Source organism: Mycobacterium sp. SMC-2, from assembly GCF_025263485.1.
Lineage (GTDB): Bacteria > Actinomycetota > Actinomycetes > Mycobacteriales > Mycobacteriaceae > Mycobacterium.
In genome coordinates, this window is record NZ_CP079863.1 from 5,121,823 (window position 1) to 5,147,756 (window position 25,934).

A 25,934-nucleotide genomic window follows, 5' to 3' on the forward strand; every position below is an offset into this window, starting at 1 on the left:
AAGGGGGTGAAGGCCCGTGGCTCGCGACGACTGGGTCGTCGGTGGCGACCGCCGGGCGGCGGCGGCTGACCGCATCTACGCCGCCGCGACCGAACTCATCGTGCGCGAGGGGCTGGACGCTTTCGACATCGACACCCTGGCGGCGCGGGTCCACTGCTCGAGGGCCACCGTCTATCGCTACGCGGGCGGCAAAGCCCAGATACGAGACGCGGTGCTGATCCGCCTGTCAGCGGGGATCATCGAAACGGTTCGGCGAGCCGTGGACGGGCTAAGTGGCCCCGAGCGCGTCATCACCGCTGTCACCGTCGCGCTCGAACAGATCAGGTCGGACCCGCTACGGCGACTGATGCTCAGCCCGGGCAGTTCCCCGGATCTGAGCGAGCTGCATTCGTCGCCGGTGCTTGGTCATCTTGCAGCCGAACTCACGGGAGTCACCGACGACCCCGAAGCGGCACAGTGGATCGTGCGGGTGGTGTTATCCCTGGCCTACTGGCCGCTCGCCAACAGCCGGGCCGAACGAAAGGTCTTGCAGCGGTTCCTGGCTCCCGGGTTTACCGACAGGTGAATCAGTCGGCGTGACAGCTCGCTGACGACCGTCATTGACGGCCGTCAGTCAATCGGGGTACCGTGCCCGCATGCCGTCGTTCGGCGCGTCCTCCGGAGCCCAAGCGCCGGCCGTGGGCGTCCGGGAGGCGCGACGGCTCGAAACGCGGGCACGGTTGTTCGACGCCGCATTGACCGAGATTGCGCAGCGCGGGTTGGCCGCCGCCGATGTGAGCGCCATCGCGGCCGCGGCGGGCGTGGTGCGGGGGACGTTCTACTTCCACTTCCCCACGAAGGAGCACGTTCTGGCCGAGCTGGAGCGCAACGAAGAGATGCGGATCATCAGCGAACTCGGCGGCGCCAAGGGCGATCTGACATCGGTACTTTCACGCCTCGTCGCCCATGTGCTCGACGCCGAACGTCGTTTGGGCACAGCCGTTTTCCGCGACATGCTAGGCCTGCATTTCTTGTCATCGCGACCCGTCGAAGAAGAGCTAGCACAACACCCAATCGCAGAGTTTCTGGCGGGTGTGATCAGCCGGGCGCAATCGGCAGGGCAAGTCTCGTCGGACGCGGACGCCCCGGAACTCGCGATGTTCTTCCTCACCGGGCTGTTCGCGCTCCTGGCCACCGGGACCCACGATCCTGCGGTGTTAAGCCGTTACGTGTCAACGATTGTCGAAGGAATGGAGAAACGATGAAGAGCACCGGCATCCAGGGCTATAGAGATTTCCTGGTTAGGCGCGACGGTGAAGCCGACCTGCTCAACCGACGATTGGCGAATCGCGAGCAGTTCTTCCACCAACTTGAAGCAAACCCGGTCCGGTCGGCCCACCCGGTCGACGAACAGACTTTCCTTCGCAACCTGCGCCGCCGGCGACCGGAGCCCGGGCTGGACAGAAAGATGCTTTTCCTGTTGGCGACGGCCAAGTTGAATCAGGCTGAACGGTTCGGCGTGGGACTCGGCGAAACCTACGGACGCAACAGCGGTGGGGATGTGCCGCCCGAGAACGTCTACGTGGAGCTGGAAGAGCACTACCACACCCGGCTACTCGCGTACGCACTCGACATCTTCGGGCTGACTTTCCAAGTCGCCCCGCCACCGTTCGTGATGCGACAGTTCGTCAAGACCAGTGTCTTCCTCCCGGAGCGGCCGAGCTTCTCATTCGTCGGAGCCGGCGAGATGGCGGGCTGCATCATGTTCGACGAACTGCGCCGCGTCGGCATAGAACTGTTCAGCGACGAGCCGGAAGTCGCCGAGCGAATCGAACTGCTGTACAGCGAGATCCTGACCGACGAGATCGGCCACGTCGGCTACTGCGCATCGCGCTGCACCGCTGCAGAGCGGGCGATCATGCGCCGCATCTATCCGCTCGTCGGACGACTGTTCGCCCGCCAGACGGCCGAGATCAGCCTTTTGATCGACCCGAAGGCGTTGCGCGCCCGGCTCGACCGACCCTTCGACGTCGACGAGCTCACTGCCGGCCTGGGCAACGAAACGTACCTCGTCACGCACCCGTGACGGAAGGTTGACGACGACCTCGTGTGCCCGGCGGAGACCCCGCCGGCTGGTTGGTGGGAGGGACTGAGGTGGGAAACCTCGAGTTACGGCCCTCTTCTTGAGCCGTAACGGTCTGGCCTCAGCTTGTTCCGTTGGGACTCCGTTCAGTCCCTTCCAGGTGATGACCCTGCCATCTGGTGGCTCGTAACTGTAGACGCTAATCGCTTTCTGGCGGGATTTTTCGCTTGGTGGCCTGCGTAAGGCGGGTCCATCGGCCGAAAGGCCCGGCCGGAGCCGACGTCAAGGCGGCAGTGTCGGCGGCGGCTGAAAATTGACCCCCTGGCGGCAGGTGAAAATTGACCCCCTGCCGGGGTGGTTGGTGATTATTCCTCAGTGGTGGCCGCTGCGGTAGGTGTGCGGCCGAGGTCGCGGTCTTTGAGTCGGTAGCTGTCTCCTTTGAGGGTGATGACTTCGGCGTGGTGGACGAGGCGGTCGATCATGGCGGCGGCCACGACGTCGTCGCCGAACACCTCGCCCCAGCGGCCGAAGGCTTTGTTGGAGGTGACGATCAGGCTGGCGCGCTCGTAGCGGGCCGAGACCAGTTGGAAGAACAGGTTGGCCGCCTCGGGTTCAAACGGGATGTAGCCGACTTCATCGATCACGATGAGCGGGTAGCGCCCGAGGCGGGTCAGTTCGGCGTGGATGCGTCCGGCGTGATGCGCTTCGGCGAGTCGGGCGACCCATTCGGCGGCGGTGGCGAACAGGACGCGGTGGCCGGCCTGACAGGCCCGTATCGCCAGCCCAATGGCCAGGTGGGTCTTGCCGGTGCCCGGTGGGCCGAGGAACACGACGTTGTCGCGGGCGGTGACGAAGTCCAGCGTGCCCAGATGCGCGATGGTGTTGTCGGCCCCGGTCGAATTTTGAGCAGTTTCTTCCGGTCGAAAACTGAGCAGGTTTGTTTACGGGGTTGAGTCTGCCTGACGGTCGGCTTCGACGGAGGGCAGGGACTCGATTGCGGTGTGTTTGATGCGGTAGCTGGCCCCTTTGAGGGCGATGACGTCGGCGTGGTGCACGATGCGGTCGATCATCGCTGAGGCGATGGTGGCCTCGCCGAAGACCTGGCCCCACCGGGAAAACGGCAGGTTAGAGGTCAAGATGATCGAGGATTTCTCGTATCGGGTGGACACCAGTTGGAAGAACAGGTTGGCCGCTTCGGTGTCGAAGGGTATGTAGCCGACTTCATCGATGACGATCAGCCCGATGCGCGAGATTTTGCGCAGCTCGGAATCGAGGCGCCCGATGCGGTGGGCTTCGGCCAGCCGGGTGACCCAGCCGGTGGCCGCCGCGAAGGCGACCCGGTGCCCGGCCTGGGCGGCTGCGATCGTTAACGCGGTCGCCAAGTGTGTTTTGCCGGTGCCCGGTGGTCCTAGCAGCACGATGTTGCGGGCTTCGGCCAGCCAGCCGCCGGCTTCTAGGCGGGCGATCTGTGCGCGGTCGACGTGGGGTTGGGCGGTGAAGTCGAAGTCGTTGATCGTTTTGATCGCCGGGAACCCCGCATAGCGGATGCGTTGCCGGGCACCAGATTCGGCCCGGGCATTGGATTCCACGGCTAGCACGGCAGCCAGGTAGTCCTCGAGTGACCAGCCCGCAGCGCGGCCTTGTTCGGCCAGCCGCCCGTAGTGGGCGGCGATCCGCGGGGCTTTGAGCAGCCGGGATTGGTGGGCGATCAGCTTGTCCGCCTCCCCGGGAACGGGAGCGCGTTTGGTGGCCATCAGGCGACCTCCCCGGTCCCAAACAGCGCGTCATAGGCCCCTAGATCGGCGACTTGGACCTCCACGTCCATGTGAGCACCCGCCGTCGGGCGGTCCCGGAAGTTCTCCCGCATGATCGCCGCCGCGGCCAGATGCTCAGGATCACCAACCAATCCCGCGGTGCCCCAGAGCCGTTGGTGGTCAGCGACCACCCGCTCACCACAGCGGGCCATCACCCGATCCAGCGATACGGACACGGTGATCATCCGACCGATCGCCTCGGGATGCACCGAATAGGCGTTGCCGCCGATGCTGACGTAGTAGTCGCGACCCAGCCGCGTGGTGATCATGGTGCCGGTGGCCGGGGCCACCGGCGGCAGCGCGGCCATCGCCTGCAGATCGGTGCCCAGCGCCTGGGCGGGGATCATCGTGGTCGTAGCGTGCCGGCGTGGGTTGGCCACCTGCGCCAGCCACTGCGCGAGCTGGGTGTTGAAGTCCGCAGGCGAGCAAAACCGCCGACCCGGCAGAAACGACGACCTCAAATAGCCGTTGACCCGCTCGACGAGCCCCTTGGTCTCCGGATCATAGGGGCGGGCCTGGATGAGCCGGGTGCCCAAGACTCCGCAGAACCCGGCCACCCCGTCGGCAAGCCGACCGCGTTGACCAATCCCGGCCTCGTTGTCCCACAACAATGTTCGCGGCACCGCGCCGATGCACCCCGAGAGCAGCTGCCACATGCCGCCCAGCAGATCCCCGGTGACCCGCGACGGGATCATCATCGCGGCGATAAACCGCGAGTAGGCGGCCACCATCACCAATACGGGAAACGATCGCAGCACTCCGGCATGGTCGGGCACCACCCGGCCGGGCAGCCACAGATCGCACTGCACCTGCTCACCGGGCAGATGCACCAGCCGGTCGCACGGATCAGCCGGGGCGTACTCCGGGCGAATCCGGGCAACGTTTTCCCCAAACCACGAGTGCCCACCCGTCCAACCCACTCGCTCGGCGATCACCGTCGCCGGCATCCTCGGATACGCGCTGAGCACCGCTCGCACGGCTGGCTCGAACTGCGCCCACGCCGAGGTCGTCACCGGCGCCCGCTCATAGCGCGGCGGACTATCCGAACCCAGCGCCTTGGCCACAGTGTTGCGTGACAGACCCAGCCGTCGGGCGATCGCAGCCTGCGACAACTTCTCCGACCGATACAGCCGGCGGATCTCAGCCCAATCCTCCACAGTGATCACTCTCCAATCGAAGGGTGCTCACTTTTCGACCGGAATCACCTGCTCACTTTTCGACCGGAACCGACAGGTGTCGCGTTTGAGTCCGCGAGCATGGTCGAAGTCGAACTCCTCCAGAGACTTTCGTGCCGGGAAGCGTGCCGCTCGGATACGTCCCTCGCCGCCGTGGGATTCGCGAGCAGAGACTTCACGTTGCAGGCACGCCGCCAAATATTCCTCGTGGGTCCAGTTCTGGGCCCGGGCCCGTTCGGCCAACCGGGCAATCGAGTCCCGCAGGGTGGGTGCCTTGAGTGCACGGGTCAGATACGCCAACTCGGTGGTCACGTCCCGCCCGGCAGTGGTGGTTTTGGTGGTGGCCATCAGGCGGCCCCGCCGTCAAGATCCACCCCGAACGCGGTGTCGTAGGACGACAGGTCTCGCACCGGCACCTCAGAGGCGAGCGGGGGTGGTGGGATCTGGATGCGTCTGCGCCGCAACACCTTCCCCACCTCCACGTGCACCGGATCGGAGATCGTCTGATGGGTGGCCCAGATCCGGTCGTGCTCGGCGACGGTCTGCCCGTCGCAGAACGCTTGCACCCGATCCAAGTCCGCCCGGACCAGGACCCGGCGACCGACCGCGCTCGGGTGCACCGAGTAGTCGTTGCTGTCCAGACGGATGTAGTGATCCCGGGGCAGCCGCAGCGACGAGCACCAGCCGACCGTCGGCGCCACAGGCGGCAGCGCGAGCATCGCGGCCCGATCCGCGGTAATCCGATCCGTCGGGGCGCAGCCCAGGGCGCGCCGGGTGCGGGTGTTGGCCACGGTCAGCCAGTCAGTCATCTGGGTGTTGAAATCCGCCGGTGAGGCGAACGCCCGGCCCGGCAGAAAGGAGCGCTCCAGATAGTCATGGGAGCGTTCGATAAGCCCTTTGGCTTCCGGGTCGGCGGGCCGGCAGACGATGACCTTGGTGGCCAGCACCCCGCGGAATGCCTGGCATTCCTTGGTCAGTTCGACCCGCCCACCCCGCCAGCGTCCGATCGCGCCTTCACCGTCCCAAACCAGTGCTCGCGGCACCGCGCCGAGCCGGCTGATCAGTTCCCACCAGCCGGCGAACAGATCCTCGGCCCGCCGCGACGGGAGCAGCATGGCCAGCAGCCAGCGGGAGTAGGCGCTGATCATGGTCAACACCGGCAGCCGGGTCGCGGTGCGGGTTTGACCGAACCCGACCGGAATCTCGACGTCGGGAAACCACAGATCACACTGGGCGATCTCCCCGGCCACGTAGGCCGTGCGTGAGGCCGGGTCCGGCGGCAGATAGACCGGCCGCAGCTCGGCCACCCGCGACGAGAGCACCCGGATGGAACGCTGCCAGCCGATCCGCTCGGCGATCACCGTGGCCGGCATCGTCGGATAGACCTGAAGCAGTTCACGGATGCGTGGTTCGACTTCGTCGACGATCGAACCGCGTGGCGGCCGTTCGTACTTCGGCGGTTCATCATCAGCCAGCGCCGACTTCACGGTGTTCTTCGAGATCTTCAACGTCCGCGCGATCACCTTGATCGGCAGGCCCTCGGCCCGGCGCAAGCGGCGGATCTCAGCCCAATCTTCCACAGACAACATTCCCTTCTGGTCCTCCTGGCTCGACTAGAGCCAGGCCACCGGACCAGGGGGTCAATTTTCAGTTGCCGCGCCGGGGTCACAATTCACGTGCCGCGGACAGGCAGCGAGCGCTCGGCCACCACGCCTGGGCCAGCGAACTCCGGAGTACACCGACTTCGGTTCTAGGGGCCGGACCAAATCGCCGCAACGGGTGGTCACACCGTGCCATCCTCTTGGGTATGTCCGAAACGCGGCATGTTGTTTTGATTCACGGCAACTGGTCACGCGGCGAACAGTTGGCCGCTGTCCGCGCCGCATTCCACGAGCGCGGTTACACGGCGCACACTCCGACACTGCGCCATCACGAGTTGCCGATCCGCGAGGGCGCCATGAAGATTGCGTCCCTAAGCCTGCGGGACTACGTCGACGACCTGGTGGCATTCGTCAATTCCCTCGAAACTCCGCCGTTGTTGGTCGGCCACTCGATGGGCGGCCTGCTTGCACAACTGGTCGCCGCACGCACCCGCCACGTCGGGTTGGTGGCGGCATGTCCAGCCCCCGCCGCCGGCATCGCCGCTTCAACTCCTGCGAACAGGCGTATGTCGGCTCCGTGGTTCTTACGATTGCGCCCTTGGACCAAGCCAATACCTCCCCCACCGTTCGAGCGATTTCGACGATGGATAGCCAACACCCAGACTGAAGACACCGCACGCGAGATATATGACGGCCTGGTTTGCGAATCCGGGCGAGCGCAATGCGAGATGCTCCTCGCGTTACTCAGACTTTCCAAAGCGACACGCGTAGATGCCGCGGCCGTGACCGCGCCCGTGTTGGTGATAGGCGGCGAATGCGACTTGATCGTGCCCGCAGGGGTAATACGCCAGACAGCGGCTCAGTATCGGCACGCCGACGTCATCCACATACCCAAGTCGGACCACATGGTCTTCTCCGGGGCTTCCCTACCGATAACCATGAGCCACATCGACGCGTGGCTGACGAAGAACAAGTTCCACGCCACCACAAGATAACGCTCGTGGCGCGCGTGCCGGTTGATCAATCGCCTCAACTAGGTCTCGACCCGCGACGCGGGCTGTCGTAATGCCGCGATCCAAAGCTGCTGCGAGGCCCTCAAGTGTGATTGGCGACTTAATGGAGCTAAGGCGATTCCAACCCCTGACCTACTCGATGCGAACGGGGCTATCTCGACGGGGCGTTCGTGTGCTTTCGCGTGCCAGAGCGGATTTCGCATCATCTAACACCTTTGGTCGCCCGGTCGACTGGTCGCGTGCCCGTCGAGCAGGCGCTGCTGATCGGCGCGCGCGGCCAAGTTCATGCCAAGTTCGGCAAGCCTCGCTAGGCCTCCCGCTACCATCCGCCCCGATGTGTCGATGCCTTAACGAGGCCCCACGCTCACGCGTGCGGTGGGCGACAAGGCCGCCTCATCTGCCCGGCAGCGTGATCTCGGCAGATGCCAGCAGTGGCCCGAGTCGATAGTCGACGAGGCGCCGCATCACCAGTCCCGTCGTCGTTTTCTCCACGCCGTCGATGTCAAGGATTTGCCCGGCGATGCGGTAAAGGTCTTCGGCGTTGCGGGCCACGATCTGGACCAGGAGATCAGTGACGCCGCTGAGCCCGTTGACCTCGATGACTTCGGGAACGCTCTCCAGGGCAGTGCCGATCTTGGCCAACTTGCGTTGGGTGACCGTCACCATGATGAAGGCGGTCAACGGATAGCCAAGCGCGACGGGGTCGATGCGGCGCTCGAACGATCGAAGTACGCCGTTTGCTTCCAGCCTGGCCAGCCGTGAGTGGATGGTGTTGCGGGCCAACCCCGTCGCGTGTGCCAACCCGACCACGGTCGCGCGGGGATCCGCGGTCAGGGCCTGCAGTATTTGCCTGTCGATGTCGTCGATGAGGTGGTTCGGCTTGCGCATATTGCCTCCTCCGGTGCCCCGCAGCGCGCCGCATGTGTGCACAATGCGCACATATGCTGGCATGACTTGCCACATTGTAGGAGCAATGCTGCACTAAATGATCTATCTGCGCAGTTCGACACTTCTAAGTAGGCACCATGAATGCGATCGCCCCGGTCGACACCAATCGCGGAGTCATCTGTCTCGACACGCTCGAGGCCATTGCCGAGCGCGTGCTGTGGCTGTCCACGTCGATGGTCCACCACGCCAACCGCGTGCGGTCCAACAGCTCGGGGCTGAAGGTCGGCGGCCATCAGGCCTCGAGTGCCTCCATGGTGACGATCATGACTTCGCTGTGGTTCCAGCAGCTGCAGTCCGGTGACCGGGTGTCGGTTAAGCCCCATGCCTCGCCGGTGTTGCACAGCATCAACTACCTCCTCGGCGAGCTGGACGAAAAGCACATGACCACGCTGCGCGAGTTTGGCGGCCTGCAGTCCTATCCGAGCCGATCGAAGGATCCGGATCCGGTGGACTACTCGACCGGGTCGGTCGGAATCGGAGCGACGGCTCCGATATGGGGGGCGATGGCGCGCCGATACGTCAACGCCCACTTGGACACTGGCGGCAGCGGGCGGCAGTACTCTCTGGTCGGCGACGCCGAACTCGACGAGGGTGCGGTGTGGGAGGCGATACTGGATCCCGGAATCGCCGAACTCGGCGAAGTCGTCTGGATCGTCGACCTCAACCGGCAGTCCTTGGATCGGGTGGTGCCCAACATCGCCGCACACCGACTCGAGACCATGTTCGACGCCGCCGGCTGGCAGGTCATCACGGTCAACTTCGGCCGACTTCTTCGTTCCCTGTTCGATCGTCCCGGAGGGGAAGCGCTTCGCCGACGCATAGTCGCGATGGAGAATGCGGAATACCAGCGCCTGCTGCGCTGCGATGCCGGCCAGATCCGCCAGCGACTTCCCGGTGACGGGCCGGACAACAGCGAAATCGCCGCACTGATCGCCGGAATCGACGACGCGACGCTGACGGCGGCGATCCGCAATTTGGGTGGTCACGACTTGGCTGCTCTGACCGAGGCGTATCAACAGATCGACGACAGCCGGCCCACGGTCATCATCGCCTACACGATCAAGGGTTTCGGGCTGCCCACGGAGGGGCACCCGCAGAACCATTCCGCGCTGCTCAGCCACGACGAATACGCCGCTCTGGCAACACGACTCGGAATGGACCCGAATCGCCCCTGGCCACGTTTCGCTCCGGACAGCCCGATGGGGCAACTTTGCGCCGAGACCGCAGAGCGGCTGCGGCGCGATTCAGTCCCGGCCGCCGCGGCCCCAACCGTCCCGACCGACATCGGTCGTACCCCCAAGGGCACGGCAACCACCCAGGCCGCGCTCGGTCGTGTCCTGCTCGACCTGATCCGTGAGGCGCCCGACGCGGCCAAACGCATCGTCACGGTCAGCCCGGACGTCAGCTCGACGACCAACCTGGCCGGATGGGTGAACAAGGTCGGGGTCTGGTCGGCGAGCGAGCGGCGCAACTGGTTCGCCGACGACGCACAGACGCTGATGCACTGGGACGAACGCCCCAGCGGTCAACACATGGAACTCGGTATCGCCGAGACCAACCTCGTTGGCCTGATCGGCGAGCTGGGCGCCACCTGGAGTCGTTGGGGCCAAACGCTCTTCCCTATCGGCGTGCTCTACGACCCATTCGTCGAGAGGGCGCTCGAACCATGGTCTTTCGGGATCTACGCCGGCGGCCAGTCCATCCTCATCGGCACGCCGTCAGGGGTCAGTCTTGCGGCCGAAGGCGGTGCGCACCAGTCCATCAAGACCCCGTCGATCGGGCTCGAACAACCCGGCTGCATCAGCTATGAGCCCGCGTTCGCGATCGACGTCGAGTGGACCCTGCTGGCCAGCATCGCCCGGCTCGGGCGGCCCGATGGAACGTCGGCTTACCTGAGGCTGTCGACCCGGCCCGTGAACCAGGCGCTGGCCGCCGTGCCGGATGACCTTGCCGCCCGGGAGCGCCGCCGCCGACAGGTGGTTGCGGGCGGCTATCCGCTACGGCGCCGCGACGGTGCCAAGGTCACCATCGCGGCGATGGGGGCCGTGATCACCGAGGCCCTTGGCGCGGCCGACCGGCTGGAACAGGCCGGCTTGCCGGCCGACGTCCTCTGCATCACCAGCCCCGGGCTGTTGTTTCAAGCGTGGCAGGCGCGTCAGGGCAGGCGGTCGGCCGACACCTGGATCCTGGATCAACTCTTTCCGGCCGAGCGCGCAACACCGATGGTCACCGTTCTCGACGGGCATCCGCACACCCTTGCGTTCCTGACAAACATCCGGCAGGTCCGGCTGACCGCGTTGGGAGTATCCGGATTCGGTCAGGCCGGGGCCCTCGACGACGTCTATCGCTACCACGGCATCGATACCGACAGCATCGTGCGAGCAGCTCTAGATATCGCTACGTAAATGCCGCGCAGCGGTTTTCACCCGCATGCATAGCCGCCGTCGACCGTGTACTCCGCGCCCGTGCAGAAGCTCGCCTGATCGGAAGCCAGGAAAGCGATGACGGCGGCCACCTCCTCGGGACGCGCCAGCCGCGGCTGAGGGAGCGCGGCGGTCATCACGTCGAGAGCTTCGCGCGGGAACCCGGTGAAGATCGGCGTCTCGGTCAACCCCGGATGAACCGAGTTCACGCGGATGCAGTACGGCGCGAGATCCAGTGCCGCGCTTCGGGTCAGGCCTCGAACGGCCCACTTCGACGCCGAATACGCGATAGCATCCTTCACCCCGACCAGGCCCGCCGACGACGAGACGTTGACGATCGAACCGCCACCGGCGGACTTCATCGACTCGACGACCGCTTTCATTCCGAGAAACACGCCAAGACAATTGACGTCGAAGGTGCGTTGAAAGTCCTTCGGCCCGAGCGCTTCAAGGCCGCCCGGTGTGAAGACACCGGCGTTGTTGACCAATACGGAAATCGGTCCGGCCTGCGACGTCACCTGAGCCACCGCGGCCGCCCAGGAATCGGCGTCGGTGACGTCTAGGCGTACGCCTTCCGCATCGCCCGCGAGCGCAGCGGCCGCGGCCTTGGCCCCCTGCTCGTTCACATCGCCGAGATAGACGTGGGCGCCGGCCGTGGCGAGTGCTCGGGCGGTGGCCTGACCGATCCCGCTCGCAGCGCCGGTGACCAACGCGACTCTTCCGTTCATTGTCATTGACAAATTCCTTTCTAGAGATGGCCTTCAAAGGCTTCGAGGACAGGCCGTGGATCCATGAACTCGAGGTGCTCGAGCAGTTCGCCGTCGCGGAACCGCAGCCGGATGATGTAGCGGTTCCGATACGGCGCACCCCACACCGTCTTGGCTTGCGAGCGGGCGGTCACGAAGACGAGATCCGGATCATCGGCGGCGGCGTGGATATCGACATCCGTGAATTCGAAGGTGTCCCAAGCACGCCAAAGCGCCTCCACCCGTGCACGATTCGCCTCCAATCCAACGGTCGGCGTATCGGCCTCACCCGGCATCAGCGGCGCATGCATGCTGAAGTCAGCATTCACCAGTCCGTCCCAGGCGGCCACGGCACCGGTGGCCAGCACGTCGAGCCACCGGCGTGCGGAGTCGGTGTTGTTTGTCATGTCGTGGTGCCTTTCTCTCGTCTCAGTTGCTTACCTGCGGCGGACCGAAGATCTATCGGTAGCATGGGCCGCCGCCCGGGGGACTACACGAGGCCGGCCCGAGTTGCATCCAGCTCAGATCCATCCAGGGCGCCGACAGCCAGGTCTTGGTGGGCTCGATGACGAAACGAAGCGGGCCACGTTCGCAGTAGGTTCTGCCGTCCGGCGTTGCCGCGCACGTTGTCCCTTCGTGGGTGACCTTGCTCCGCAGCGCCAGCTGCTGTCGCGCTTGTGTGGCAGGGAATCTGACCGCTACCGACCAGTCGTAGTGGACCGCCCGGTCTCCGTCGATCCACCCGATGTGGCTGGTCCCCGCGGGAGCTCCCGGGATGTCGCCGGCACAGCCGAAACTACCCAGACCCCAGATCCCGCAGTTTTGTCCTGTCGGGGCTATGAACCACACGCCGCCGGGAAGAGCGAAGCTGCCGGGGTCCGCCTCGTCGTAGTACCGAATGTCCGGGAATGGGTCGGGAGCGGTCAGCGGTGGCGGCGGGTCGGCCTGAGCCGATGCGGGGCTACCCAGCGCCAGGATCATCGCGCTCACGATTGCCAGTGCGCCATAGAAACGATTCATCGTCCGCACCTCCACACGACGCCGGCATCCTCTGCCGTTCCGGTCTCAGTCATCAAGCGCTACGTAATACGGGGAGTGATGCCGTAACAGGTGGCGTCACCGACGTCCAAAGTGTTTTGGCAGATGACCTTCCCCCGATAGATGATGCGAACGGACACCCATCGCGCGGGAGCTGCACTCGGACGCCAGTCCGCCCGCACCTGGCTTCCCTCCGGCGGTGCATCGCGAACGGCATGCACGATCGCGTCAGTTCGCCATGGCAGCGTCACGGCGTTGGCCGACTTTCGGCCGGTAGCGTCTTGATATTCGACGTTCACGATCCGAATATCTTGTGAGACAACTTCATATGTGACAGGCTCATCCGCCCACGCTGCCGATGGGTGGCCCAGCATGGGCATCCAGGCCGCCGCCAGGCAGGCCGTCGTTGTGGTGACGCGTCGCATACGACTTGCCATTGCCTTCCTGGGAACGTTCACGTCCCCACCAGAACGACCACGGCGAGGGTGAAATCGGACTGTTCCTCGTGCAGAACGCTGGTGCCAAAATCGGTGTAGGCACAGTCGGGGATCGCGGTGCGGCCCTCCAGCAGCACGGCCTTGATGGCATCGGCCTCGTCGCGCGCCGCGCCCTGCAGCGACCAAACCTTGCTGGCTTTCATCCCAAGGTCTTTCACGATGGCCGTGGGGTGCGGGTCGTCGGCCGGGACGTTCTCCGCGGTGTGGTTCAGGTAGGTGTAGGTCGACCGATTGACGATCTCCGCCGCGCGTTCGGCCGTCGGGTTGTAGCGCAACGGCCCGCATGCCGCGGAGCCGCGCGCTGCCACCACTGCCTGCTCGACCTCGGGGGCAGGATCGGCGGCGGTAGGCGGAGCAAGCAACGCGCCCACGCCGACGACCGGCAAAAGCGTCGCAACCACACCGCTTACCCTTGTCAGCACCGGCGCCTCCTTGAAACGGTGGTGATACTCAGCGGCATACATGCGACCGATTGATCTTGCTGCCCCAGTGCAGCACCCGTTGGTATGACGGTCCGGTGAACCAGGTCGGCTGGTGGCCCTTGATACCGGCGCTGACGTTCGACAGGTGCTGCCATAGCCGGTAGAAGCTCTCACCTTGGTAGAGAGGGAAATACACATCTCCGGCGTTGTCGGAGCTTTGGGTCAGCGCCTGGGCCCGCGGGGCGAGGAAGTCTTCCGACTGGTCGATGTTGGCGGTGACAACGTCGGCTTGCTGTTGCACACCGTCGGCGTCGTAGTGGCCGTTACTGCGGATGAGACTGTCGTTGAGTCCTTCGATCTGGTGCTTCAAGTCGTCGTATTGAGCGGTGAACCACTGACACATTTCCCGCTCGGCGTTGATGTCCGCGTCGGTCACGTATCGCCGCGTCTGGTCGAACGGGAAGGGGAACTTCGGCTGCCAATTGTTGGGAACCGCTGTCACGACCGGCAGCGGCCGCGGCTGGTCATAGTGGGTAACCGGGTCATAGTCGCCGGCCGGATCAGCGCCAGCGGGACCGCTAAGGACTACCGCGCCGCAGAACGCGACCGAGAGGACCGCGGCCGCGCGAGCGCGGCCACGCCGGATCGTGTCATTGGCCAACATGCTGACTACTTCCCGAGAGCGGAGTCGATCCCGCCGACATCGGTGATCTGCCAGTTGTTTCGACTGTCGATCGTGATGCTGTACGTTGCGGTGGACTGCAACCCGTCGGGTGCCTGCATTGTCTTGGTCAGGACGCTTACGAACGAATCGACCGTATAGATTCCGCCGGCGTTGGAGCGGACTTTGGCGGCCAAGGGCCGTGCCGTCGATTTCCATTGCAGCGGGGCGAGTACCTGCTCCATCGAGTCGGCGGCCTTCGTCAGTTTGGCCTTCAGGTCGGGCGAAGTGCCCTTGACCAACTTGACTTTCCATCCATTGAAGTCTTGGTAGTCCATCGCCGCGGCGTTGACCGCGTAGTCGGTGGCCGTCTCCTCGGCCCGGGCCCTATCGCCGGCCTCGCGCGCCTGTGCATCGAGCTTTCCCCGGGCGTCCAGGTAGAGCCACCCGAGGATCCCGGTGGCGGTGGCCAGCAGGCTTACCAGCACCGCGATGATCATCGTGCGCAAGGAGATTGATATCTGCCGGGGCTTCTTCGACGGCGTCTCTTTGGTCTCCGCCGTGGCCGCGCCCTTGGCTTCGGTGTCATCACCGGCCGGCGGCGCCGGTTCTACGACCGGGTTGGTCGTGTCGATTGCGGACATAGGATTTCCTCTTTCGGGTTGTCGGGAGCGGATCCCGGTCTAGTGGTCGGGGATGGTGACATGGAGTGTGATCGCACCCTCTTCTGGTATGTCCGATAACGCGTTGGTAAGGATCTGGGCGGTGTCGAAATTCATCAGCGCGCCGCCGATTCCCTTGAATTGAGGCAGCAGGGCCTGCGTCAGAACCCTGATATCGGGGCCCCTGGTGTCCAAGAAGTTTTGGATACGATCGAGGAATTTTTGGAACAACAACATGTTTTTGGGGTTGTTCCACGCAGTGGTTTTCATCATGCCGATCCACACCCGGGCTATGTTGTCTCCCGAAGCGCGCACCGGCGGGCCCAACTCCGCGAGCGTGGGTCCGACCCAGCCGGCGTTGCGTAGCAGTGTCTGGAAATTCGCGAGCACCTCCTGTCCCTGCCCGTGCATGCCGACGATCATGTTTCGGGTGAGCTCGCTGGCCCTGGACAGGTTGGGCAGCACGTGACCGGGATCCGGCAGTGCGGCGTCAGCCTCGCCGAGGATCTGCTTGAGCTGGACGGGATCCATTTGGTTGAGGACTCGGACCACGCTGGTGGCCAGCTGCGAGATCGACGGAGGCACGATTATCGACTCAGTCGCGATGCGCTGCCCGTCCTTCAGCATCGGGCCGTGGGCCGTCCGCGGGATGAAACCGACGAAAGCCTCGCCGAGTGCCGACAAATTGTCGAGCCGCACGTCACTGTCGATGGGAATCCGTTGATCGGCATCGATATAGAAGTCGATGGTGGCATCGCTCACCGACGATGACACCCCGGTCACCTTGCCGACGGCCGCACCGCGCAGCAGCACGCTCGACCCGACCACCAGGCCTTTGACGTCCGGAACCGCCATCGACAGATTGATGCGGTGAGCGGGCGGCCCCATCCGTAGACCGAACGAACCGATGTAGGCGGCGGCGATCGCGATGATCACTGCGAACGCCGCGAAGGACAGGATGTTCTTGGCAGTTCTCATGGCGTTGCCCCGAGTATTCGCAACACATCTCGGGTGTTTCCGATCATTTCGCGGCCGTCCGGACCGACGATCGAGGTGATGTTGATCGCCGGATTCTTGTCGACGGGAAGGAAGTCGTCGGTGAACAGCTTGCGCCATTTGGGCGCTTCGCCTTCGAAGTCCCACTTACTTTGCTGGATCGCACCGACCGCGCTGCCTAGCGAATTGAGCAGCGGCACCAGCCAGAAGCCACCGCTGTAGATGCTGCCGATCGAGGGCAGGACCGTGCCGATATAGCCGGCGACCTGCGTCGCACGGTCGAAACCCAGCATGCCGGCCGGCGAGAACCAATATTGGTACACGGGAAGGCTGCGATTCATCACATCGGCGGTCCCCGCCACACCGTCCAGCCACTTGTCGACGGTGTCGATGTTGTTGGACAGGTCCGAAAGGTCGGTTGCGACGCGACTCACCAGGGTGTGCCACTCTCCGGCTTTTGACGGGGTCACGTTGTTGATGCCGATGATGGTGTTCTGGGCCCGCTGAATGGATCCGCTGCCGACGAAGTTCGCCAGATTGGCGATGGTGTCCTCGAGCTGGGCCGGAGATGTTGTTTGCGCCAACGGTATTCTCTTGGCGATGCCCATGGTGGGGGCCGGAGCATCACCCGAGCGTGGGCGTTCGAGCGCGACGTACGTGTCGCCCAGCACCGTCGATTGTTGTAGCGTCGCGCGGGCGTTCGACGGCACGCTCACCCCGGCGTCGATCCGCGACGTAACGTCGACATGGTCGCTCTTCAGCTCGACACGCGTGACGACACCGACGGTGGTGCCGTCCTCCACCACTTTCGCCCGCTCGGGCAAATTCAGGACGTTCGCGAATTCTATGACGAGGTCGTAGCCGTCGCCGTGGCTGCCGCCCGGTTGCGGTAGCGAATTGACCGTGATCGCGGCGCACGACGAGACCAGCGTGGCTGCGACCGCGGCGACGGCCAGGGGCCATATCCTGCGACTCATGGGTGGCTCGCTTGCTGGAGCACATACTGGAGCAGCGCGACGTCGACGGCGTACGGTTGACCGTTGACGTCGGCGCAACTGCCCGGCATCTTCGCGTTCATCGCGCCGCACAGCGCCAGCCCGTCGTGTGTGCGAACCCGGAACAACGGGGGCCGGTAGGCGATGTTGAAGGTGCCGAACTGCTTTGCATTGAAATGGTTGGCCGCCGTATTGATCCACCCCGGAACGGCGTCGAACAGACTGGCGAGAGCGTTCGCGTGTGGGCTCAGTTTTCTGACTAGGAGGCTCACCGTGTCCAGCGTCAGCTGCGTCTCGTCGCCCAGCCTGGTTTCCAGAACGCCCACCGACTCGAGCAGCGGGCCGAGGGTTCCTATTCCGACCGGGCCGGCGAGTCGCGCAGTCCCGTCGAGCGCCGTCGCGAGGTCGCCGGTGGTGGTCCGCGCATCGAGCAGGATTTCCTTCATCGGCCCCCTCATCTCGTTCAGCGCCGTGGTGAGCTGAGCGACGTTCCGGACGATCGAGCCGATATCGCTGATCGCTTGGTCGGGGCTGTCGAGCAGTGCGGACGACACCGTCAACAGGTGGTTCGCTGCCGCACCGTTGTTGTGCGCCAACCGCTGCAGCCCGCGGACGGTGTCGGCGACATTCGTTGACCCGTCGGAGTTGATGTCGTTGAGAAATTTGTCAGCCGATCCGATGACTTCGGACAGCGTCTTCGGCGAAAGAGACCGATCCGGGGAGATACAGGTCGCCGACTCCAGCTTTGGGCCGCCCGCGTAGTTGCCCACCAGTTCCAGCGAACGATCGGACAGGATCGACGGCGATCGGATGATCGCTTTGACATCGTCGGGAAGCGGCCGCTGCTCGGTGATCGTGAAGTCAACTCGAACGTGGGTGGGCCCAGGCTTGATGGATGTGACTTTCCCTATGGGGTAACCCATCTGGGTGACCGGGTTGCCGACATACAGACCGATCGTGTCCGGCATCAATGCGCAGAAGGCGGCGTCATGCCGGTCTCCGAATCCGCACGAGGTATTCGCACCCATGATTGCGGCGGCCATGAGGGCCGCGGCTCCGGTGCGGAGCACTCGGCGAAACATGCTCGCGGTCACGGTCATCAGCAGGGACTTCCCGGCATCGGGATGCACAGGTCGGTGGCGAGCAGCTCTGGGCGCGCGTTTTGGGCGTCCAGGACACGCTCGATCTTGTCCCTGATACGCCGCAATCGGGGCACGATCCTGCTGTTGTTATCCGCCCACCTCCTGACGCGGTCCTGCCACTCGCGGACCTTCTGGATGAACTCCTCGCGATGGTTCACCCAGAACTTGGCGTAGGGGACGAGAAATGCGTCAGCGATGTCACCCATCCCCTTCAGCGCACCGCCAAATCCCTTGCCGTACAAGACGAGTGTCTGCTCCAGAACCGAGATCTTGGAGACAAGCTCCTTGAGCTTGTCTCGATAGTTACTCAACGATTCGATGTACTCGTCCGATAGATTCAGAATCTGGGAGATCTGGCCGCGCTGTTTGTCTATGGTGGCGGTCAGCGCGTTCCCGGCATTGATGACCGCGGTCAGGGCGTCCACGTTCGTCCCGGTGAGGCCTGCCTGCATTTCGTCCAGCGATTCCCGAATCGGCTTTGGGTTGACATGGTCGGTGACCTTCGTCGCGTCGGCGAGGGTGCGCATCAGGTTGTACGGCATCGTCACCCGTTCCAGCGGAATAGGCTTCTGCCCCAAGGGTTTGTCGCCGAGTGACACCAGATTGACGTAATAGCCGCCGACGACTGTGAGCATGCGAACCTGAACTTGCGACTGGTCGCCGACGAAGGCGTCCTGATCCAGGCTCGCACGGACCTTCACCCGACTCGGCTCGATCGACAGGTCCTTGACCTTGCCGACGGTTATTCCCGCGATCCGAACGTCGTCGCCCCGGCGGACCGATGACGCGTCATCGGTGTAGAAGACGACCGTTTTCTGCCCGGGGGGGCTGATATAGACGGCGGCCGCGGTGATCGCGAGGACCGTCAGGATGGCCAGCGCACCCACACCCCACAACTTCGGGCTCCTGAGGAGTTTCACTGGTTGCACAGGATCACCCGTTGCCCGTTGAGCAGCACGTCCATCGTCTGCGGCAGTTGCGCGCGGCCCCTTGAACACGGCAGCGGGGTGCCCGGCTGCCCCGGTGGCTCGACGTTGTCCCACATGACCGGTACGCGCTTGAAAGCGTCGGTGTAATCGTCGAACACGGTGATCGCGCGGTCGAGCCCGTCGTCGATGTCCGCAACTCCCGGTTTGAAGCCGGCGTTTTCGAGGAGCCGCACCGCAGCCGAGGTGAACACCGGCCCGTACAGCTCGGACTTGCGGAACTCATCCAGCACGGAAAGCGCGGCATCCACGGGCCGGTTCAGCCAGTCCAGCACCTGGACGAAATCCTTTGAATGCCCACCGAATGTGTCGGCAATCGCGCTGAGGTTGCGCATCAACGTCGCAACGACCTGCTGCCGGTCGGACACGAACTCGGTCAGCTTCCGGATGCCATCCAACATCTGCCCGAGGCCACCGCCGTCGCCCTGCAGGAAGGATGCGGCGTTCGCCGTGAACGTGTTGATGTCGTCGGGGCTCAGCGTCGCAAGGACCGGCTGCAGCCCGTTGAACAGGGCGGTGATGTCGAACGACGGCTGCGTCATGCTCAGCGGTATGTCACTCACGGTTGTGGCCGAAGGCTGCTCCGACGGGTTGGCCACGTCGATGTATCGCAATCCGGTGAGCGCCTGGTATTTGATCGCCAGTCGGGTCGCCGGCACCACCGCGTAGCGTCTGTCGAGGTTGAGGTCGACCTCGGCTATGCTCTGGCCCGCTTTGCGCTCGAGCCGCATCGCCTTGACCTTTCCCACCCGCACCCCTCTTACACGCACGTCGGCATCGATGTGCAGCCCCGATACGTCGGCGAATTCAGCGGTATACGAACGTGTTTGGCCGGAGACCGGCTGGCGCAGCACGTTCATGATCAGGATGAACACCACCGCGGCAAGCACGCTGCTCAACACGAATCGCCACAGGGCGGCCCTCGGTTTGATCATGGCCCCCCCATCGCGGCAACCGGACCCTGCACACCGGGAATCTGATCGAGCACGATGTGTACTTGCAGCGCGCGCTGTTCGGGTGATCCGCCGTAGAGCTTCTCGAAACGGGTTCGCAGTTGCACTAACGTGTCCGCGATACCCGCGGGCGTTATCAGGCCCGGCACCGTATCGGTAAGTGTCTGAACCAGGTTGACCGCGGGAAGCAGGTCGCGGGTATGCGATGACAGCAGCTTTCCGAGCGCGCCAAAAAACGAGTTGGCCATCACATCCAGCGTCACCACGACTCGCTGTTTCCAGTACTGTGCGGTCACCGGCTCGCCAGGGACGGTAACCATGTCCTGTCCGGGCAGGGCGTCCTTTCCGGACACGTTGGACGTCACGAACCCGGAACCCTGGTTGAAGCCGTAACCGGCAGCGGTTGCGGCCGCGACGAACGACGGAAATGCCACGCTGATCCCCGCCGTGTTCCTGAGCAGCTGCTCGGTGCTCACGGTCTGGACCTTGGCAACCGAATTCGCCACGGTCATCATCGATTCGATCAACGGGTTCAGCCCATCGGTATACCTGGTAGCCCTGTTGACGACGTCGACCAATTGGGGCGTCACCACGCCACCCGTGATCTCCCCCAGACGGGACAACAGTGCCTGCAGAGTGAAATTGCCTTTCGGCACCGTGCTGATCCGCGTGCCGTTGCGCAGCGGTTGGCCCCCGGCGCCGGGAACCAGATTGATACCGGTCACGCCGAAGTAATTGGCCGGACGGAAGTCGACACCCAGCGCGTCGGTCAGTTGCGCGGTGGGGGTCGACTCCAAATCGGCGTGAAGGCGCACATCACCGCCGGACAGGCTCGATACCGCCGTGACCTTCCCTATGGTGACGCCGTGCATCATCAGCGGGGTGCCCGCGGCCACCCCCTGGCCGACGTACGGCATGTCCATCACCACGGAGATACGATTCGCGGGGCGTTCGCCGAACGGGCCGGCGATGATGATCAACCACACCACGGCCAGACACGAAATGACCGCGAGGCCGATGATGCTCAGCCGTCGCGCCTCGGCTTCCGCCGACATCCGCAATAACAAGGCTGCCCCTACCCCTTGAACACGAACTGTGGACGAAGGCCCCACAGCATGATGGTGGTGGCGAGATCCAGGACCATGATCATGACGAGGCTGGCACGAATGGCCCGACCGGAGGCCTCGCCAACGCCGACCGGTCCTCCGGACGCGAAAAAGCCGTAGTAGCAATGGATCAATGTCACCGCCGCGCAGTAGACGGTCGCTTTCAGCAGTGAGGCCGCAATGTCGGCCGGGGTGAGAAACTCGACGAAGTAGTGATTGTAGGTGCCGCCCGGCTGGTTGTAGAGGACGCGGATCACCATGTCCGACGTCACGAAGCTCACCACCAGGGTCAGCAGGAAGCCGGGTATGACACACATCAATGCGCCGACCACGCGCGTACCGACCACGAACGGGATCGCCCTGAGCCCCATGGCTTCCGTGGCATCGATTTCGTCGGCAATGCGCATGGAGCCGATTTCGGCAGTCATTCGGCAGCCGGCCTGGGAGGCGAAGGCTACCCCGGCGACCAGCGGTGCCATCTCCCGCACATTTCCCCACCCGCCGATGATGCCGGCCAATGCCCCGAGACCGATGAGGTTCAATGTCGCGAAGGCCTCGATGGCGACGATGGCTCCGACCGTGACGCCCAGGACCGCCAGCACGCTGATAACGCCGCCGTCGACGATTATCGAGGCCCGGCCCCAGGCCAGATTGTTCATCACTTGCAGCGTTTCGCGCCGGTAGCGGCGCACGGTGATCGGTAGCAGCCATACCGTTTGAGCGATGAAGGTCGCCCACTGGCCGGCCGAGCGGAACGGCTCGCGCAGGTGCTTGGTTGGCACCAGGCGCAAATTGACCAGCAATTGCGTTGCAGCGGAAGAGTGTTGGGTTGGGGCCGCCACTACGCCACCGCCATGGGGAAAAACATCGTTTGCAATTGAGTGATCGCAAGGTTGACGACGACGATGAAGATGACGTTGAGCACCACCGACGCGTTCACGGCGTCCGCGACGCCACGTGGACCGCCCTTGGCCTCCATGCCCCGTTGCGACGAAATCACCGCGACGATCGCGGCGAAAACGAATCCCTTGCCGAGGGTGAACCAGAGATCGACCATCTTCGCGAACGATCCGAATGACAGCCAAAAGCTTCCGGGCGTGACGCCGTTGACCACCGTCGCGATGACGAAAGCCGCCCCAACCCCCATCGCAATCACGATGACGACCAGGATCGGGGTAATGAGGAGGAGCGCCAGAAAACGCGGTACGACCAGTCGCCGGACCGGGTCGATTCCCAATGTTCGCAGGGCATCGAGTTCCTCACGAATTGCCCTGGCTCCGAAGTCGGATGCGATCGCCGAGGCCGCGGCGCCGCCCATCAACAGGCCCGCCGTGACCGGTGCTCCCTGCCGAAGGACAGCCACGCCGGTCGCCGACCCGACGAGCGAGTTGGCGCCCACTTCGTTGACGAGGCCGGAAAGCTGCACGGCCACCATCGCGCCGAAGGGTATCGCCATGAGCACCGCCGGTAGCGCCGTCACCTTCAGCAATATCCAGGCCTGGACGATGAGTTCGCCGGCTGGCAGCCGCAACGAGAGCGTGTCGGTCACGGCGTATCGCACGACCGAGCCCGCGAGCATCACACCGCGTCCGGTTGTCTCCGCGCTGCGGACCGGAATGGCCAACAGGCGCGAGACCGTCTTGACGAGTCCTCGGGCCGTCGCCGAGGCGCCGGTGGGACCATCATGTCCAGTGTGACCGGCCGTGGCGCTGCCACGCTGATCCGGTGGCGTCTCCGCACCGGCAGGCTCGCGCAGAGCCCGCACCGTCGTCATCGCGGTTCACCCGCCCGCGGGGCAGTATGGAGCGCCATTGCCAGATCCCTCGTCAAGTTTCGCTTGCGGCCTAGCCGGTCAGTTTGATGGCCATGGTCGGACACCGCTTGGCCGCGAGTATGACGTTGGACTGGTCAGATTCGTCGGGGGTGTCATCGACGACCCGCACCTGCTCGTCGTCCTCGCCGAGCTCAAATACCTTGGGAACCAGGCCCACGCAGATCGCGTGGCCTTCACAGCGGCGGTAGTCGACCTCCACCCTCATCGCCGACACTCCTTCACGGTTTTGGCGTGAACGTCGCGGGCAGGGTGGTGATGGCGGCGGTCTCCGTTCCGCGAAACTCGTAGGTGACCGCTTCGGGGTCGACGAGGGTGATGTCGGGCAGCCGGCGCAGGAGCTCCTCGAGGGCAATCCGCAATTCCATCCGTGCGGTCGGCGCGCCGGGGCACGCGTGAACGCCGAACCCGAAGGTCAGGTGCCGGTTCTTGCGTCCGAACTTTCGGTCTATGTCGAACTCGTCGGGGTGCTCGTAGACCTTGGGATCACGGTTGGCCGCCGCCCAGCAGGCCTGGATGTAACTATCTTTGGGAATGTTCGCCCCGCCCAGTTCGACGTCGCGGGTGGCGCGCTTATACAGGCCGAAGAACGGTGTATGCAACCGCAGGGTCTCTTCAACGGCGCCGGGTATGAGGTTGGGATCGGCCTTGATTCGCTCGACCACCTCAGGACGGGTCAACACCTCGTAGAGCAGACTGGCCATCGCAGCCACGCTGGTTCCGTGGCCGGCGATCAGGAATGAGTTCATGATCTGACCGATCTCCAACGGGCCCAACGGTTGTCCGTTCAGTTGGGCTCGGGATAGTTCGGTCAAGAAGTCATCCCGAGGGTTCTCCGCGCGTGCCATGACCTCGGCGGCCCCGAACATGGCGAAGTCCATGAAGGCCTTGGGGCCCTTCTCGGGATCTTCGAAGTCCGCGACGAGCCGCAGCGTCATTTCTCGAACGGTGCTTCGCTTCTCGGGATCGAATCCGATCACACGGCACAGCGCGAACAGCGGAAACTCTTCGCAGAAGTCCTTGACCAGATCGCACGAGCCGTTGGCGGCGAAACTGTCGATGAGTCGGTTGATGTCCTCCCGGACACCGTCCTCGACCAGTGCCGGGGTGTCGGCGTTGAAGGCCTGCGTGATGATCTCCCGCCACGCGGTGTGCTCGGGGGGATCGAATTCCAGCGGCGGGAACCCGGGCCTGTCGACGACCGGCAACACGACCGTGGGCGTGTAGGAGAAGGTCTCCCAGTCGCTGTGCAACTTCTTGACGTCGGCGTAGTCGAGGGCCAGGTAGAAGCCGCCCATTTCGTCACTGTGGGCCACCGGGCAACCGGCCTCCCGGGCACGTTCGAACAATGCCAGTGCCCGATCGGGTGTGGAGGTATAGCTGCTGTAGCCCGACAATTCGGCCTGGAGATCCGTGTCGATCACTTCGGACACCGACAGCTCGGCCTGGACTTCCGGGTCGATCGTTTCGGACATAGGTTATTTCTCTTCCTGGTTGGAATACCGGCTCGTCGGATCAAGAACGGTTTCAGTCGCAGCGCGGGAAGCTTCGCTTGCCACGCCGAACCACACCGGCGGGAGAGGGCGTCCGGCGCAATTGTGGTGCGGCCACCGCGGAGCTCCTTCCCGACCTACGGTGCGTTGGGTCACATACTAGACATAATATTGACCGAGAATCAATGACTCAAAGTCGAGGCCGCCTCGGGTTACCACTGAGCGCCTTGCGCCAACCCACTGCGCCAGGCTTTGCTTGACATCAAGTCAACGAACCGGTACATAGGAGCCTGAGCTTGGCGGCGGCGTAGCCAGTGGGCTATCGCGCCGATAGACGAACCGTTGATCGATCCATCGCATCGGTGACGGCCGTGATATTGCGGAGATCAACATGCCACAACTCCTTCACGGCGAGGACGGGGCCGCCGTCGAAACGCTTGAGGTGACGGTGCGTGACGCCGCGCTGATAGCGGAGGGCTGCCTCGGCCTGGTGTTGCAGAAGTCCGATGGGACCGAGCTTCCGGTGTGGGCACCCGGTGCCCACATCGATCTGCTACTCGGCGACGGCCTTGTCCGGCAGTACTCGTTGTGCGGGGACCCGTCGGACAAATTGTCGTGGCGCCTGGGGATCCTGCGGGAGCCCAATAGCCGGGGCGGCAGCAGTTACCTACACGACCAGGTACACGTCGGATCCACCCTGCGGGTCGCGGGGCCGCGCAATCATTTTCACCTGGATCCGGCTGAACACTATCTTTTCGTCGCGGGGGGCATCGGCATCACGCCCATTTTGACCATGGTTCATGCCGCCGAAGCGGCTGGGGCGCAATGGCGATTGCTCTACGGCGGCCGGTCCCGGACCGCCATGGCGTTTGTTGACGAGCTCGAGAAGTTCGGGGATCGGGTCGTGATCCGCCCGCAGGACGAGTTCGGCCTGCTCGATCTAGCGGCCTTTGTCCGCGACGCCGACAAAGACACCGCCGTTTATTGCTGCGGGCCCGAGCCGTTGATCACCGCGATGGAAAACGTCTGCGCAACCGAATCACTCGCCCTGCACGTCGAACGCTTCGCGCCGAAGCCGGTCACCGACGCCGGCCCCAACGAGGAGTTCGAGCTCGTGTGCGCACAATCGGGCATAACGCTGACGGTGCCGGCGGATTCGACGATCCTCGCCGAGGTTCGCAAGGCGGGCATCGAGGTCCTGAGCTCGTGCTCGGAGGGCACCTGCGGGACCTGCGAGACGGACGTACTCGAAGGGGTACCGGATCATCGCGATTCATTTTTGACCCCCGAAGAACGCAAGGCCGGCGAGTCGATGATGATCTGCGTTTCGCGCTGCCTTGGCAAGCGCCTCGTTCTCGATCTGTGAACTG

At 64.3% G+C, this 25,934-nt stretch carries 27 protein-coding genes and 2 pseudogenes; 6 read left to right on the plus strand and 23 right to left on the minus strand.

The window, feature by feature from the left end:
• Nucleotides 1-16: 16 nt before the first annotated feature.
• The 3 genes from KXD96_RS23975 (at nt 17) to KXD96_RS23985 (ending at nt 2,065) form a co-directional block, all read left to right on the plus strand.
• The gene (locus tag KXD96_RS23975) at nt 17-565 is read left to right on the plus strand and encodes a TetR/AcrR family transcriptional regulator (protein WP_260740721.1); all 549 of its coding nucleotides are present in this window, start codon (nt 17-19) and stop codon (nt 563-565) included.
• Between the two features lie 70 nt (nt 566-635).
• Nucleotides 636-1,244 carry a TetR/AcrR family transcriptional regulator gene (locus KXD96_RS23980; protein ID WP_260740724.1) on the plus strand — a complete coding sequence of 203 codons (609 nt, stop codon included), beginning with the start codon at nt 636-638 and terminating at the stop codon, nt 1,242-1,244.
• Entirely contained in the window at nt 1,241-2,065 is an 825-nt protein-coding gene (locus tag KXD96_RS23985; protein WP_260740726.1) for a hypothetical protein, read from the plus strand. Before KXD96_RS23980 ends, KXD96_RS23985 begins: the two co-directional genes overlap by 4 nt.
• Before the next feature lie 362 nt (nt 2,066-2,427).
• Here KXD96_RS23985 and istB (KXD96_RS23990) read toward each other — a convergent pair.
• The 5 genes and pseudogenes from istB (KXD96_RS23990) to istA (KXD96_RS24010) all read right to left on the minus strand — a co-directional run.
• Nucleotides 2,428-2,946, minus strand: a pseudogene (istB, locus tag KXD96_RS23990) (IS21-like element helper ATPase IstB); the annotation flags it as partial.
• A 57-nt stretch (nt 2,947-3,003) separates the two neighbouring features.
• Complete coding sequence (gene istB / locus KXD96_RS23995) at nt 3,004-3,816, minus strand: IS21-like element ISMyma9 family helper ATPase IstB (RefSeq protein WP_225601307.1); 813 nt, start codon at nt 3,814-3,816, stop codon at nt 3,004-3,006.
• Nucleotides 3,816-5,033, minus strand: a complete 1,218-nt coding sequence (istA, locus tag KXD96_RS24000; RefSeq protein WP_225601309.1) for an IS21 family transposase — start codon at nt 5,031-5,033, stop codon at nt 3,816-3,818. The genes istB (KXD96_RS23995) and istA (KXD96_RS24000) overlap by 1 nt, the downstream gene beginning before the upstream one ends.
• Before the next feature lie 75 nt (nt 5,034-5,108).
• A pseudogene (locus tag KXD96_RS24005) lies at nt 5,109-5,399 on the minus strand (ATP-binding protein); the annotation flags it as partial.
• A complete protein-coding gene (gene istA / locus KXD96_RS24010; RefSeq protein WP_260740728.1) occupies nt 5,399-6,640 on the minus strand; it encodes an IS21 family transposase in 1,242 nt (413 codons plus the stop codon). The pseudogene KXD96_RS24005 and the gene istA (KXD96_RS24010), both read right to left, overlap by 1 nt.
• 218 nt (nt 6,641-6,858) lie before the next feature.
• On the opposite strand from istA (KXD96_RS24010), the gene KXD96_RS24015 reads away from it, so the two are divergent.
• Nucleotides 6,859-7,647 (plus strand): carboxylesterase, encoded by a 789-nt coding sequence (locus KXD96_RS24015; RefSeq protein ID WP_260740730.1) that lies wholly within the window; start codon nt 6,859-6,861, stop codon nt 7,645-7,647.
• Between the two features lie 411 nt (nt 7,648-8,058).
• Here KXD96_RS24015 and KXD96_RS24020 read toward each other — a convergent pair whose 3' ends face one another.
• Nucleotides 8,059-8,553, minus strand: coding sequence for an Lrp/AsnC family transcriptional regulator (locus KXD96_RS24020; RefSeq protein ID WP_260740732.1), 495 nt, complete (start codon nt 8,551-8,553; stop codon nt 8,059-8,061).
• Nucleotides 8,554-8,690: 137 nt separating this feature from the next.
• Between KXD96_RS24020 and KXD96_RS24025 the strand changes: the two genes are divergently transcribed.
• A complete protein-coding gene (locus KXD96_RS24025; protein ID WP_260740734.1) occupies nt 8,691-11,018 on the plus strand; it encodes a transketolase-like TK C-terminal-containing protein in 2,328 nt (775 codons plus the stop codon).
• A gap of 17 nt (nt 11,019-11,035) precedes the next feature.
• Here KXD96_RS24025 and KXD96_RS24030 read toward each other — a convergent pair whose 3' ends face one another.
• The 17 genes from KXD96_RS24030 to KXD96_RS24115 form a co-directional block, all read right to left on the minus strand.
• Complete coding sequence (locus tag KXD96_RS24030) at nt 11,036-11,746, minus strand: SDR family NAD(P)-dependent oxidoreductase (protein ID WP_260740736.1); 711 nt, start codon at nt 11,744-11,746, stop codon at nt 11,036-11,038.
• Nucleotides 11,747-11,784: 38 nt separating this feature from the next.
• Nucleotides 11,785-12,189, minus strand: a complete 405-nt coding sequence (locus KXD96_RS24035) for a nuclear transport factor 2 family protein (RefSeq protein WP_260740738.1) — start codon at nt 12,187-12,189, stop codon at nt 11,785-11,787.
• 52 nt (nt 12,190-12,241) lie between these two features.
• Complete coding sequence (locus KXD96_RS24040; RefSeq protein ID WP_260740741.1) at nt 12,242-12,802, minus strand: hypothetical protein; 561 nt, start codon at nt 12,800-12,802, stop codon at nt 12,242-12,244.
• Between the two features lie 59 nt (nt 12,803-12,861).
• On the minus strand, nt 12,862-13,200 hold the full coding sequence (locus KXD96_RS24045; protein WP_260745529.1) for a hypothetical protein: 339 nt from the start codon (nt 13,198-13,200) through the stop codon (nt 12,862-12,864).
• 74 nt (nt 13,201-13,274) lie between these two features.
• A complete protein-coding gene (locus KXD96_RS24050; protein WP_396877346.1) occupies nt 13,275-13,739 on the minus strand; it encodes a hypothetical protein in 465 nt (154 codons plus the stop codon).
• Between the two features lie 28 nt (nt 13,740-13,767).
• Nucleotides 13,768-14,403, minus strand: coding sequence for a hypothetical protein (locus KXD96_RS24055; protein WP_260740745.1), 636 nt, complete (start codon nt 14,401-14,403; stop codon nt 13,768-13,770).
• A 5-nt stretch (nt 14,404-14,408) separates the two neighbouring features.
• Nucleotides 14,409-15,044, minus strand: coding sequence for a hypothetical protein (locus tag KXD96_RS24060; RefSeq protein WP_260740748.1), 636 nt, complete (start codon nt 15,042-15,044; stop codon nt 14,409-14,411).
• 39 nt (nt 15,045-15,083) lie between these two features.
• Nucleotides 15,084-16,040, minus strand: coding sequence for an MlaD family protein (locus KXD96_RS24065; RefSeq protein ID WP_260740750.1), 957 nt, complete (start codon nt 16,038-16,040; stop codon nt 15,084-15,086).
• Nucleotides 16,037-17,035 (minus strand): MlaD family protein, encoded by a 999-nt coding sequence (locus KXD96_RS24070; protein WP_260740751.1) that lies wholly within the window; start codon nt 17,033-17,035, stop codon nt 16,037-16,039. The genes KXD96_RS24065 and KXD96_RS24070 overlap by 4 nt, the downstream gene beginning before the upstream one ends.
• On the minus strand, nt 17,032-18,153 hold the full coding sequence (locus KXD96_RS24075; protein WP_260740754.1) for an MlaD family protein: 1,122 nt from the start codon (nt 18,151-18,153) through the stop codon (nt 17,032-17,034). Before KXD96_RS24075 ends, KXD96_RS24070 begins: the two co-directional genes overlap by 4 nt.
• Nucleotides 18,153-19,124: an MlaD family protein gene (locus KXD96_RS24080; protein ID WP_396878894.1), complete on the minus strand. Its 972-nt coding sequence runs from the start codon at nt 19,122-19,124 to the stop codon at nt 18,153-18,155. The genes KXD96_RS24075 and KXD96_RS24080 overlap by 1 nt, the downstream gene beginning before the upstream one ends.
• Nucleotides 19,112-20,116: an MlaD family protein gene (locus tag KXD96_RS24085; RefSeq protein WP_260740756.1), complete on the minus strand. Its 1,005-nt coding sequence runs from the start codon at nt 20,114-20,116 to the stop codon at nt 19,112-19,114. The genes KXD96_RS24080 and KXD96_RS24085 overlap by 13 nt, the downstream gene beginning before the upstream one ends.
• Nucleotides 20,113-21,189, minus strand: coding sequence for an MlaD family protein (locus KXD96_RS24090; protein ID WP_260740758.1), 1,077 nt, complete (start codon nt 21,187-21,189; stop codon nt 20,113-20,115). Before KXD96_RS24090 ends, KXD96_RS24085 begins: the two co-directional genes overlap by 4 nt.
• 20 nt (nt 21,190-21,209) lie before the next feature.
• Nucleotides 21,210-22,025, minus strand: a complete 816-nt coding sequence (locus tag KXD96_RS24095; RefSeq protein ID WP_396878896.1) for an MlaE family ABC transporter permease — start codon at nt 22,023-22,025, stop codon at nt 21,210-21,212.
• 56 nt (nt 22,026-22,081) lie between these two features.
• Nucleotides 22,082-23,014, minus strand: coding sequence for an ABC transporter permease (locus tag KXD96_RS24100; protein ID WP_396877350.1), 933 nt, complete (start codon nt 23,012-23,014; stop codon nt 22,082-22,084).
• Between the two features lie 70 nt (nt 23,015-23,084).
• Nucleotides 23,085-23,279: a ferredoxin gene (locus KXD96_RS24110; RefSeq protein WP_260740763.1), complete on the minus strand. Its 195-nt coding sequence runs from the start codon at nt 23,277-23,279 to the stop codon at nt 23,085-23,087.
• 13 nt (nt 23,280-23,292) lie between these two features.
• A complete protein-coding gene (locus KXD96_RS24115) occupies nt 23,293-24,546 on the minus strand; it encodes a cytochrome P450 (RefSeq protein ID WP_260740765.1) in 1,254 nt (417 codons plus the stop codon).
• 409 nt (nt 24,547-24,955) lie between these two features.
• Between KXD96_RS24115 and KXD96_RS24120 the strand changes: the two genes are divergently transcribed.
• The gene (locus tag KXD96_RS24120; RefSeq protein ID WP_260740767.1) at nt 24,956-25,930 is read left to right on the plus strand and encodes a PDR/VanB family oxidoreductase; all 975 of its coding nucleotides are present in this window, start codon (nt 24,956-24,958) and stop codon (nt 25,928-25,930) included.
• The last annotated feature ends 4 nt before the right edge of the window (nt 25,931-25,934 follow it).